General features: G+C 45.6%; 11 protein-coding genes. 3 read left to right on the forward strand and 8 right to left on the reverse strand.

Annotated features, from left to right (window positions below; genetic code table 11):
* The first annotated feature begins 9 nt into the window (after positions 1 to 9).
* Complete coding sequence (locus ACJJI4_RS06510) at positions 10 to 1,407, forward strand: MFS transporter (RefSeq protein WP_444896810.1); 1,398 nt, start codon at positions 10 to 12, stop codon at positions 1,405 to 1,407.
* Between the two features lies 1 nt (position 1,408).
* Here the strand turns inward: ACJJI4_RS06510 and ACJJI4_RS06515 are convergent, their stop codons facing one another.
* The 7 genes from ACJJI4_RS06515 to ACJJI4_RS06545 form a co-directional block, all read right to left on the reverse strand.
* Positions 1,409 to 2,065: a hypothetical protein gene (locus ACJJI4_RS06515; protein ID WP_444896811.1), complete on the reverse strand. Its 657-nt coding sequence runs from the start codon at positions 2,063 to 2,065 to the stop codon at positions 1,409 to 1,411.
* A 194-nt stretch (positions 2,066 to 2,259) separates the two neighbouring features.
* Entirely contained in the window at positions 2,260 to 3,021 is a 762-nt protein-coding gene (locus ACJJI4_RS06520) for an amidohydrolase family protein (RefSeq protein ID WP_444927466.1), read from the reverse strand.
* A gap of 21 nt (positions 3,022 to 3,042) precedes the next feature.
* Positions 3,043 to 3,993, reverse strand: a complete 951-nt coding sequence (locus ACJJI4_RS06525; RefSeq protein WP_444927467.1) for an alpha/beta hydrolase — start codon at positions 3,991 to 3,993, stop codon at positions 3,043 to 3,045.
* A gap of 95 nt (positions 3,994 to 4,088) precedes the next feature.
* Positions 4,089 to 4,811, reverse strand: a complete 723-nt coding sequence (gene arsH / locus ACJJI4_RS06530) for an arsenical resistance protein ArsH (RefSeq protein WP_444927468.1) — start codon at positions 4,809 to 4,811, stop codon at positions 4,089 to 4,091.
* Positions 4,812 to 5,065: 254 nt separating this feature from the next.
* On the reverse strand, positions 5,066 to 5,566 hold the full coding sequence (locus tag ACJJI4_RS06535; RefSeq protein ID WP_413665300.1) for a P-loop nucleotide/nucleoside kinase family protein: 501 nt from the start codon (positions 5,564 to 5,566) through the stop codon (positions 5,066 to 5,068).
* 273 nt (positions 5,567 to 5,839) lie between these two features.
* Entirely contained in the window at positions 5,840 to 6,400 is a 561-nt protein-coding gene (locus tag ACJJI4_RS06540; protein ID WP_444927469.1) for a hypothetical protein, read from the reverse strand.
* A 311-nt stretch (positions 6,401 to 6,711) separates the two neighbouring features.
* On the reverse strand, positions 6,712 to 7,395 hold the full coding sequence (locus ACJJI4_RS06545) for a hypothetical protein (RefSeq protein ID WP_444927470.1): 684 nt from the start codon (positions 7,393 to 7,395) through the stop codon (positions 6,712 to 6,714).
* 754 nt (positions 7,396 to 8,149) lie between these two features.
* On the opposite strand from ACJJI4_RS06545, the gene ACJJI4_RS06550 reads away from it, so the two are divergent.
* Together ACJJI4_RS06550 and ACJJI4_RS06555 are read left to right on the forward strand one after the other, a co-directional pair.
* Positions 8,150 to 10,318, forward strand: a complete 2,169-nt coding sequence (locus ACJJI4_RS06550; protein ID WP_444927471.1) for a jacalin-like lectin — start codon at positions 8,150 to 8,152, stop codon at positions 10,316 to 10,318.
* Positions 10,319 to 10,464: 146 nt separating this feature from the next.
* The gene (locus ACJJI4_RS06555) at positions 10,465 to 10,914 is read left to right on the forward strand and encodes a phosphate-starvation-inducible PsiE family protein (RefSeq protein WP_413665304.1); all 450 of its coding nucleotides are present in this window, start codon (positions 10,465 to 10,467) and stop codon (positions 10,912 to 10,914) included.
* A 125-nt stretch (positions 10,915 to 11,039) separates the two neighbouring features.
* On the opposite strand, the gene ACJJI4_RS06560 is transcribed toward ACJJI4_RS06555, so the two are convergent.
* Positions 11,040 to 12,125, reverse strand: a complete 1,086-nt coding sequence (locus ACJJI4_RS06560) for an NAD(P)/FAD-dependent oxidoreductase (RefSeq protein ID WP_444927472.1) — start codon at positions 12,123 to 12,125, stop codon at positions 11,040 to 11,042.
* Between the last annotated feature and the right edge of the window lie 135 nt (positions 12,126 to 12,260).

Raw genomic sequence — 12,260 nt, forward strand, 5'->3', positions numbered from 1 at the left:
ACTCGAAACATGGTAGATGAGAAAACTAAACTGACCAGAATTCAGGTACTGGGACTGTTTGCCCTAAGCTTGGCAATTTTTCTGATCGGAAATGATCTCACTGCGTTTTCCGTAGCAATTCCAGCCATCGAAAAAGACTTCAACTCCAATATCACCACCACCCAATGGATTATCAACGGCTATACATTGGCTTTTGGGATACTGCTGATCTCGGGCGGGCGTTTGGCGGATATGTTTGGCCGGCGCAAAATCTTTTTCATCGGCATGGCCTCCTTTGCATTTTTCTCCCTCCTCGGTGGCATAGCTACCAATATTCCAATGCTACTGGCGGCGCGGGGATTGATGGGGATCGGCAGTGCCCTTATGTGGCCGGCAATCCTGGGGCTGATCTACGGGATGTTACCGGAGGACCGCTCGGGCTTTGCCGGGGGCTTGGTGATGGGCATGTGTGCCGCTGCGAATGCAATTGGTCCGGTATTGGGGGGCATTCTTACAGACTTATTGAGCTGGCGCTGGATTTTCTTTATCAACTTGCCGGTGGCTGCATTGGCATTTTGGGTCTGCTGGAAGGTTATCCCGGATGACACACCGGAAAATGTCACCGAGCGCATTGATTACGGTGGTGTAATCACCCTGACCACATCGCTGTTTTGCCTTCTGCTGGCGCTGGATTTAGTCGTGGATATCGGCTTTAAGAGCCCGGTGATTATTGTCTTGGCACTAGCCACCTTGCTGTTTATGGGGGCGTTTATCCTGGTTGAGCGCCATGTGGGCAGAGATGCGTTAATTCCCGTAGATGTAGCAACGAATCACGGTTTCTTTGCCGCAGGTATAGCTACCTTGTTGCTGTCTGTGGTGTTCTTTGCAGCCCTTGTATACGTTCCCCAATACTTGAGTAAAGTCCATAATCACTCGGCGATGTACTCGGGAATGGGGCTACTTCCTATGATGGTCTCATTTGGTTTGGTGTCTTTTATTGCCGGTGGGCTCTACGAAACGCTCGGTGCAAAAACGATTGTCTCAGCGGGCACCATTGCCATGTGTATCGGTATGTTTATGCTTTCTCATTTACATAAGGAAACAACTTTTTTGCAAATGGTACCGGGACTGGTGGTTCTCGGGGCGGGTATTGGCCTGTTTTATTCTGCTATTACTACTGCCGCAATTACGGTTGTAGCGCCGGAGCGAGCGAGCTTGGCGGGAGCAATTCTCTATATGTTCCAGATTGGTGGGGGAGCAATAGGCTTGGGTATGAATACCACAATTGTGGCAATGGCTCCCGATATTTCTACAGGGATCGATCGCGCTTTCACGGTTAATGCCTATCTGGCGATGGTGGGACTGGTGGTGTGCCTTTTATTTGTTTCGGGGAAGCCAGCGGATAAGGCTCCCCTGTCTGAGAAATGATTTATTGCTCGCTTAAATTTCTATTGCCTAATTCTGCAAAATTCACGTTCGTGATGATGCCATCAGTATTGTAACTGAGAATCAATACTTTTTGATAAGAGGCCGGTTGGAAAATAGCCTTATTGGTTTGGCTATACATATACACTTTGGCTTTCTCGGATTTATTGCTGATCAGTGGGTACTGATATTCGCCGGAGGGTTTGCCCAATAAATCCAGAGCTTCGAGAATACTGGTTTGGCCTTCGCTGATAAGTGGTACTTTTGACTCATCAAAATCGGTGGAATCTTCAGCGAGAGAGCTGACAAAATCCTGCCCAACCAATTTATCGTTATAAAAGTAGAAACCCTGGTTACGGGTACCGCTAATATTTTCGCTAACCGCCTTTTTGCCAGTAGTGGGGTAAGCATAAGCGAGTGTTAAAATTTGTTGGTTGTTTTTTACAAACACGCCTTTTTCATAAGGCTTACCGAGCTTCTCTTTAATGGATTGCTCAGTATCTACGCCTAGCGCTACCTCTTTTTCTCCCAGGGGTTTTGTGCCAATGCCGGTACATCCGGATAGCACAAATAGGGAAAAAATAACCGTTACCAGTCCTTTCACTACAACCTCCTGCACTGTATCTTCCAGGTTCCCTGTGGCCTGAAATATTCGGCGCATCCTACAATTCGCATGTTTTAATTGCCAGTGATTTATAAAGATGATCGATGACCCGAGATTACACTGCTGTAGCATGAATTGAGTGGGTATAGAGAAGTGCACGAATTTAGGCATATCGTGCGCTTTTAGAAAATACAGCGTAGTGAATGACAGCAGAAGAAGAACTCAGTTCCTGATACTGCCCCATCATTCCATTATTTTTTTAAATAAAATTGATAGGCATTTTTTACCAGGACATTTTCTGCTTGTGTTTCATCGAGGGTGTCGCGAATTAACAAAATATCTTCAGGTTTGAAGGGGCGCGGTGCCCTGGTAGAGGGAAGATCGGAGCCAAACATCAGGCAATGTGGGTTGGCCTGGTAGAGGTCGACAATTGCCGCTGCGGGGTCGAAATCCAGGCGGCCAAAGCCGCTCGCTTTTACCTTTACCCCTTTTTCTGCCAGTTTGAGCAAGATGGGAAAACCCTGCTTAGTAATTCCCAAGTGATCGATAGAGGCGGCTGGTAACGCGATCAATTTACTATAGAGAGGGGTTAATGCAGAGGCTTCAACGTATAGTTCGACATGCCAGCCTGCCAAGTCAAAAACTCGCCGGGCAAGAGTATCGATAAAACTGATCTGTTCCGAGCCACCCCTTACCAAATTAAAGCGCAGGGCTCTGACTCCATGTTTGTGGAGTGACAAAATGGTGTTGTCGGGAGTGTCGGCGGATAGCTGTGTAACCCCAACATAGTTTTTGCCCAGCTTTTCCAGGGCATCAATAAGGTAGGTTTGATCCTGTTTTTGGAATGAGCCGGAAACTACAGCGCCCCCCACTAGCTGGTAGTTTTGTAACTTGAGTTGATAGTCGTCCACGGTAAATGTTGGCGGCAAGTAGCCGTGATTTGGGAATAGGGGAAACTTGGGATTTATTATGTGGAAGTGACTATCAAATAGTCTCTGTTTTTGCTGTTCCATAGTCAGGTGCACTGTGCTCGCTTAGATTTCCTGGATGACTCTCACTCGATCTGCAAGAGCGCGCTGTGAAACGGGAATGTCCGGGGCGAATAGCTCCCAAGAGTGAATCACGCCAGGTCGAACGTGGAGCTCCGTGCTGACACCGGCATCGGTGAGTAATTGGGCGTATTGCATATCCTCATCGCGAAAAATGTCTAGTTCGCCAACATCGATAAATGCTGGCGGTAGACCCTTGGCATCTTGCAGGCGGGCAGGGGCAGCATGAGGACTGACCGTAGGGCTGCCCACCTGATTACCCAGGTAAGCAGTCCAGCCGGTGAGATTGTCTTCATAGCTCCAGATAATAAATGGCAATAACTCGGGATCGGGAGTAACCGTTCTGTCGTCCAGCATTGGGTATAACAAAATCTGCCGTGCCAGGGACGGGCCTTTTTTGTCGCGAGCGACAATTGTCAGGGCTGCAGCCAGACCCCCTCCGGCACTATCTCCCATGATGCCAATTCGCGTGGGGTCAATGGAGAGTTCCTGTGAGTGCTGTACCAGCCAAATGAATGCCCGATAGCAATCATCAATCGGTATAGGGTAGGGGAACTCCGGAGACTTTCGGTAATTAACTGATAAAAATGGGACGCCGCTGGCAGCTACGTATTTGGCGATGACCAAGTCGTACCGTGAGATATCGTGGCAGATGAGCCCACCGCCATGAATGTAGAGAATGGCGGAGCCTGGCTTGCTATTCTCCTTTTGGTACCAGCGTAACTGGATCCCCTCTTGGTCTGAACTCTTTAGTGTAAAGTCCCGAAAAGACACATCTGATGGAAAACTGCGACCCTGAAATAGTGCTTGAGTGACCACGGCTCCATTCTTACGGCGAGTATCCACATCCCCAATAGGCGCTTCTGCCAAGGTATCCAGCAAGTCGCCAAACTTGCCAAGGGCGCTTGAAAAGTCCGGGTCCAGGGAAAAACTCATTGACGAGATCCTTATCGGAGTTCCTATCATCTAGTGGTCCATTGCTAGTGGACCTTTGCTAAATGTGGACCTTCGGCAGCGAAATGCCAGTACTTTTAGCTGGGTTCTGCGACACCGCTTTCAGCCACCAAGGTCTCAATAGATGTTGTCGAAGCTGACTGCACCTCTGATTTGTTCTCGCTGTACCGCTCGGTCAGATAGTTACCCTGGCCACGCAACAAAATGGTGGTTTTTACCAGCTCTTCCAGAACGTCAATCACCCGGTCACGGAATGGGGAATCTTTGAGGTGCCCTTGTTCATCGAATTCCTGCCAGGCCTTGGCAATAGAGGATTGGTTGGGAATCGTAAACATGCGCATCCAGCGGCCGAGAACCCTCAAATTGTTGACGGTATTGAATGACTGTGAGCCACCGGAAATCTGCATGACCGCCAGGGTTTTTCCCTGGGTTGCCCGGCTTGCAGATTGGTCCAGTGGTAGCCAGTCGATCTGATTCTTGAAAACGGCCGAGACATTTCCATGTATTTCCGGGCTAATCCACACTTGACCCTGGCTCCAGGCAGACCACTCGCGCAATTGCTGCACCTTGGGGTGATCCTGGCTGGTGCCGTCGTAAAGAGGGAGGTCGACAGGGTCAAACAAGCGAACCTCGGCACCAAAATACTGCAATATTTCAACAACCTGGTTGGCCAATAGACGCGAAAAGGAGTTGGGTCTCAGGGATCCGTACAACACTAGAATCCTGGTAGGGTCACCACTGGGAGGGGAGTCCACTAGGCGATTAAGAATATTGATGGGGGTGTGGTTCGGTAGCATCATGAGTTACCTCCAAATTTCTATATTTCTATAATAATCGAAATATAAGACAAAGCAAAGGTACAGCAGCCTGAGTCGGGCCTTTCTGAATCCGCTTGGAACCGGCTACTCGAATAACGGGTGCACAGGGACTCAAAATACTGGGCCAGCATCGAGACTTAGGCTTCCTTTAGTTTCTCCAACACTGGAGGAGATAGCGCAAACGGAAAGAGAGTCCAGCAGAGGTTGCTCCCAATTGTTAGGGGGAGTGGGTACGTTTAAATGCCTCCCTGATGGACTACTTCAATATTGAATCCCTCTGATTGGCTAGGTTCTTCAAAGTACTTATTAACTTGTTTGAAGGTCTCAGGGGTATCAAAGGCGGCTCGTTCCGGATGTGATTTTTGCCTTTGGGCAATTTGCTGTAAACATAATTTATCATCGGCTTTAAGATAGATTAATTGATGGGGAAAGAGGTTATCCAGAAATATCTCTTTGAACCAAGATCTTTGTTTTCTTGTATTGCCGGGAAAATCCAGTACTACCGAGATGCCACTCCTTAAGATATCTTGAGTATGTGACTTGATCATTGGTTTTAATCTTGCAGAATACTCTATGTAAGTGGAGAGTGAGCAGATCTCATGGGGATATAAATTAGACAGCCACTCATCTTCGGAAATAAGAATAGCTCCTGTAGTTTGTGCTATCTCCGCAGCTTTTGTACTTTTTCCTGCGCCCATCTTTCCACAAAATAAAAAGAGCATTCCGTTTTCTTTCACAGTTCTTCCCATTAATCCGATTAGAGAAAATTTCGGCTATGGGAAAATCATGCCTGAAACTTTGCGCTTGGTAAATAGTGGCAAAGGGAGCTCTTGAAGTGGCGATTTAGCCAAGTGTCAGGGAAATGCCAGACTTGCGGTGGCCGAATATGTTTGAGACCATCTAGATGGCCAGTATTTACGTCGTGGGAATCTTTACTGCCTTGGATGCTTATATTCAGCCCAAAGGTGAGCCTGATGTAAGTATTTCGTCTCTATGCAACAAGATACCGATTAACTGCGGCATTTGACAAACACCATTGAGTTTAACCAGCTTTGAACGGCATCAAAATCTTTTATCAGGGGGGCTTCAGTAACGCCTGTAAATTTTCTTAACCCATGAGAAATCATATAGCTTGGTATATAGGATGGCGGCTTTGCGGCTGTCAAATAGTTACAAACTTCCAGCTTCCTTGCGCCGCCCTGATCAAGAGAGTTAATGCTGGCGAATAGTTTTTTTCGATCTCCCTCTGGCATCGAATTAAATTTTTTATTGAAAATCACTCTTAATACATTGTGCCCGGTTTTGTCGCTAACCCTCTGTGTGTCGAAATAAGCAAAGGCACTGGCAACCATTAACAACTCAGCTGCCTCATCAAATTTGGATTGTTCGGTACATGTTTTGGCGGCAGCAGTAATATCTGTCGGTGTATGGGTAGATAGTACTGATGTGGCACTGATACATCCGAGAGGCGAAGTGGCTTGACTATCCTTACTGACATAGTTGTTGGCTTGCGCGCCTAAAACAAATGCGGCGAGCAGAAGAGCAAGAATTGGAGGCAGGATTTTGCTCATGATTCGAATTTCCTTTCCTTAGTGCCTCCTTAATCATAGACGCCGAAGTGCCAGTATTATCTCAACCACCTGAGAAATTTATTCGCCAGTTGGAGTGGGTTTTAGTGAGATTTGTTTAAAAATCTGAATTGGAGATGTCTAGGGCTAATCTCCTGCCAATGGGGGAAGAAGTGTGCTTTCATGCCGTTGAAGTACAGGAGACTTCAGTTAAAGCGTGCCGCTTGCAATTCTCTGGTGCTAAGCGGCACCTAGTAGCCATCAGCTCTTACAGAGTCGGATTTGTCGCAATTGCTATTAAGTTAGTTGAGAAATTACTCTGTGTTAGGTTGTGCTTCTTGAGAAGCTTGGAATAGTGATTTTATCAGATTCTTGGTGATTTCTTTTTGGTGTTCAGCTCTCAGGTTCTTCATGTACGCAGACTCGTCGGGAACAACTATTTCAGGCAGTATTTCTTTCACTGCTGAGTCGCCATTCCATTCTACGGTCGCTCTGCTGTCGAAGCTGGTTCTGAACTTTATATATTTATCCTTATCGACAAATACATAGCTATTTGAGAAGTATTCAGCATCGTTTCTGTTGGTAAGTGTGAAAGATGACTTTTTTCCAGAATATCGCTTTTCACCGATTTTAAAACTGAAGTTTTCAATAGTCTCTGGTGATCTTGACTTGTAATGCCCTTGCTCTATAGCAAAGTCAACTTCATCTATAATATCGCCCATTTCAATGGAGATGATTTCATCTGTATTTTCCCATGTGATGCTATCGATAGGGTATACATAGACATTGATAATATCGGTAGGATACTGCTTATTATCGTACTTTAGGGCAATTCCCAGCATGGGTTCATCGAAGGTGCTGCTTTCGGTGAGTACAAAGTTATCTGTTTCTTCTGGGGTGATCAGGTCTTGCTGATAATTGCTTGCATTTTGCGGTCGCATAGATCCACATGAGGCGATAAGAATACTACTCAGTATAATAAGTGCCTTGCTTTTCATTCTCTCTCCTTGATAAGGCTGCTTTCCTGGGGCGGAAATTATAATTTTCTATTTGTTCTATGAATGTAATATTTCAATAAGCCTACCACTCCTTGGGTGCTCAATTCATTGTTTGGTAAGTATAAATATCTAAGTTGTACTCTTCTTATATCCTGAATCCGGCTTAGCTTTAAATCAATTCTACGCCTTTTGGAAAAGATTTTTGTCGTCTATTTTCTATCGTTGTTAGCTGAAGATTGTTGATGCCGACTCTTTTAAGGTTTGTCCCAATTATATTTTGAAACTATCAATAATCTGAAAAGATGAATTAGGTGCCCAAACTCTGCTCCTAAACCAGAAGATTTAACGTGCGTGATATTACTTCCAAGGTTGTGATTGAACCTTAAATACTGGAGGGACATTTGGTCTGTCATTTATGTTGGCCCTGTTACAAATGGGCAGATATTTACATAACTGCCTTAAGCTCGTAACTGATTGGTCATGCTCTGTAGCTACTATTTGCGCCCCCCGCTAGCGGGTAGTTTTATGAATGTTTAATTCGGAGATGGATGTTTGTCAGTACTGAAAAGTGCGCAAATTATGAAAATGTAAAGTAGGGTAAATGACTAAAATTGACCAGTCAGTACTGTTGTAATTTAGCGGTTCACGACAGGCGTGTACGCTTGTTCCAATTGGTCAATTCAACTGAGGGGAAATACTTACTGGGATTTTTATTTTAGCGGTAACTATCAAGATACTTATCAGGAAAAGAATAATGCATAAAACAATTGGTTTGGTATCAAGTTTGCTTTTGAGTTTTTCGATGTCTGTTGTCGGCGAAATTGATGCTAGCGATGATAAAGTGAAGCGCCTGGATTTACAGGGGCAGATTGATACAAAGGCTCCCTTATCAAAGACCTTGTGGGCGGGAGCGCATAATGCCTATGCATCCTATCAGTGGGATCAGGGTGTATATACCGATGTAAACCAGTGGTACGCGCCGGAGAAATTATTCAGTCGGGGAATACGTCTGGTCGAATATGATACTTACCCTGCTTCCAATTTCAGCTCAACACCGCACCTGTGTCATATGGGCCTGGAAGAGGCCACTATGTGTATTTATATGTTTGGTACAGCTGCAACGCTGGGGGATGGGCTGGATGAGATTAAGGATTTTCTTGAAGATAATAACGATGAAGTCATATTCCTAAAGTTTGAGGCTTACGATTCTGATTACCACCAGAACTTCCGCAATAAGATTGGTGAGAAAATTGAAAGCAGGTTGGGGGATCTGGTATTTAAGCCTACCGACTGGGGCTATACAGAAGATGATTGCGCCTCCCTGCCGGCGCAAACACTGACTAAACAGAATGTGTTGGATGCGGGACGCAACGTTATCCTATTTATTCAGGTGCCCAGAGAGTATCCGCACACTGGTGATAACAATCTGTGTGATTACCATGACGAGTCAAACACATCGAAATTCAGACGCAATGTCTGGATCGGTGTGGATGAGATGGATGCATCTGGAAACCTCACTTCCAATGAGCCACTTGCACAAAATTCCAGCCAGTTAACAGCAGATATCGACGGTAATGCCAGCGCAACCAGCCACTACAACAATGGGAATTTAAGTGTCGCCTTGGATGCAACAACCGAATATAGCAAGGATGACATCAAGTATTCCGGCAGTGAGATCCTGGAGAAAGCAGTATCTGGGTATAACATGCTTGAGTTGGCGCTGGTTGAGGCCAATGCGACCACTATAGGTGCTTCTAAAGCACCCCAGATTGAAGATTTTACGTGGTCTTGGCGGAATGACTCTCCCAGTGGTAACAATAGTTGCGCCTGGTTAAGTAATGACGGTGAAATTCGCGACTATAGCTGTAGTACGGAGCGAGTGTTTGCCTGTGTAGACGATGAGCGAAACTGGCACATCAGCAGTGCATCGGGAGCCTGGAGTGAAGGTTATTCCGCCTGTGAAGCCGATGGCTATCGCTATGGAATGCCTTATAACGCTTTGGAAAATGCCGCTCTCTATGCCAAGAGGAATTCGGAAGGTGTAACTACCTCGGTGTGGGTGAATTACTACGAACCATTTGATGGGTTCTGGATCGCCAACCAAGATAGCTACTCGGATTTTGGTTATATCAAAAAAGATGTTGTGGGTGGTACCGGAGGTGATGCGTTTGATTCAATCGACCTGGTAAAACGTAAGCTACTCGGCAGCGGTACTATGAATCTGAAATCTGTCCAGATTCGTTCCGGTGGTCGAATTGACGGTTTTAAAGCTTGCTATGAATTTAAGCAATCCCTAAGCCATGCCACAGCCAGTGATCATGAATATTGTATTGAATACGGTGATGGAGACGGTGGCTCGATGGGGAGTGTGCTGAGTTTTAACTCCGCCAGCAGCGAGTATCTGGATGACGTTAAAATTTGTGTCGACGATGAAAAGCATGAAACGGGTAGTGTTTACTACCTTAAATTGACGTCGAGCAATGGCTCATCTATTTCCGGGGGGACTCAGCAGGGGACTTGTACAACTTATTCTTCCACTTCATCCCAGCAAATTTTTGCTTTCCACGGGCGCCACGGTGATGAAATCAATGCTTTGGGCGTGCACAAGTTGTCCAACAGCTTGGTAAATCCAGGGTACTACGCAACCGAGTGGCTGGACCTGGATGATCCCTCCTCAGGTGGCATTGATTATGAGAGCTTTAACGAACACAAGTCAGCGGGAAATATAAGCAATAGCTGTGCTGTCAGTGATGTTGCTGGTATTGAGGCAAGGGTTGTTGATACGAAGTTGGATTATTCCTTAACCGGCGAAAGCATGCATATAGGCGATATCTGCACTAATTACCGCTTCTTTTGTGCAACAGAGGATTGTAGTGACTACGAAGTAAAGTATTTCTTCACTAACGCAGCCTGCCTACCTTAACGACTCACAATATCCCGGCGGTGAATATGCTGCCGGGATTCCTCTTACTACTCACTCACTAAAGGAAGCTCTCTCGGCTGAATACGGGGATTTCGCCTATAGTCGAACTCAAGCAATGTGCGGTATCAATCGGCAGAGCGAAGCCCATGAAATATGACGAGATACATGAGGATCATGCTGATCCCCTGATCAACCAATTACATCGAGCAATAAAATATGCCGTTAAATTTCTCGCCATTCTTATGGTGTTGGTCATATTCTGGACCATTGCGGATGTCGTCTATGTACTTTATGAAAGGCTAATGGAGACGCCATTCCTATTGCTGGATATGGAAGATATCCTCGAGACTTTTGGGGCCTTTCTCGCCGTTCTTATTGCCATTGAAATTTTCACTAATATCCGACTCTACCTGGGTACTAATGTGATACCGGTGCAATTGGTATTGGCTACAGCCTTAATGGCTGTAGCTCGGAAGGTTATTGTGCTCGACTTAAAATTTGTTAATGCGGAGCAAATAGTCGGTATTGCCCTGGTGACTATCGCCCTGGGAGTTTCCTACTGGCTGGTGAGGGAAAAAAGTAATAAACCTGGTTAGTACTTGTGATTTTTTGTCCTTGATAATGCTCACTTTATGATTTTATTTTTTGTATTTATACAGTTGACCAAAATAGAATCATATCGTTAACTGCATTAATAGCTACTTACAATAGTTAGCCCGAACTAAGAGAGCCGGGCATTTGGCTGAGTGCCAAATCCACGATAAACCTTATTAATGAATAGGTCTTTCTGCTTCAACCGAACGAGGTGGTTGCAGGTTGTTACTGCGAAAGGTAACTGCACTAATCCTTGCTTCTGGCCAATGGGAACTAGTGCCATTAGTGGGTTTCGTTTATAGCTTTTGGTACTTTTTCCTTTTCTATTTCTGGCGATGGCCTTTGCCAGGTATTCACCTTGCTGAGAGGCGAGGTAGCCCAGTTTGGCCTCACCAATATCTGCAATGTCTCCGAGTGCATACAAGCTTGGTTCGTTAATAACTTGAAGTCTGTTATCGACTTTCACAAATCCCTGCTCATTAAGGATATGCGCTAAGTGCGGTTTTAGGTAATCATTGTTGGGCAGCACACCAATTGCTTCAAAAACCAGGTCTGCATCGCTGGCTTGGCCATTGTTGAGATTTATATAGCGGCCATTCTGATTTTGGTAGCGGCTATTAAACTGAATTTCTACACCTAAATTCTCTAATTGTCTATGGGCTTTGATCTGTGCTTTAGGCTTGAAGTTGTCCAATAAGACCTCTTTATTGTGTGCCAGAATTACTTGAGTTCTCGGCATAGCGTGTGCGATCTCTCCCGCCAATTCGACACCAACGACCCCTCCACCTATCACCATGACTTTCCTTGCTTGTTTCAGTCGCTGATGCTCGTTCAACAGTTCTTGGTTTCTGGATTGAATATCCATTGCGCAAAGGGATTTGGCCATTGGCATACTCGGATATCGGGTGCCGGAAGCGAGTATGGCCCTGTTGAAATGTAACTCTGTTCCATCTGCCAAACGCGCTGATTTCGCAGACATTTCCATTACATCCCCCTGAATGAAGCGGCCATAGAAAAAGTCCCTATAGTACTTGCGCGCTTGATTCCCGGTGCTGGATGGATCGGTTACATTGCGCAAGGTGGCAAAAGTGACTTCGAAATAATCTTTTTTGTCTACCAGAATGGTATGGACGCCATTTCTTTCCAGTGCTTGTGCGACAGACACACCGGCGAAACCACCGCCTACTATCAATACTTCCGCTTCAATTACCATATTTTTCAACCATTAGAGGGTGTACAGGTCATTTGAATCCATTTTATGGTGTAGCGAATATGCTGTGAATGTGTGATTATGAGACTCTGATGTGCATATTTGCACATGCTGAGCATGGGGGGCTTGAGGTAAATA

The organism is Microbulbifer maximicatervae (SeqCode), from assembly GCF_052467305.1.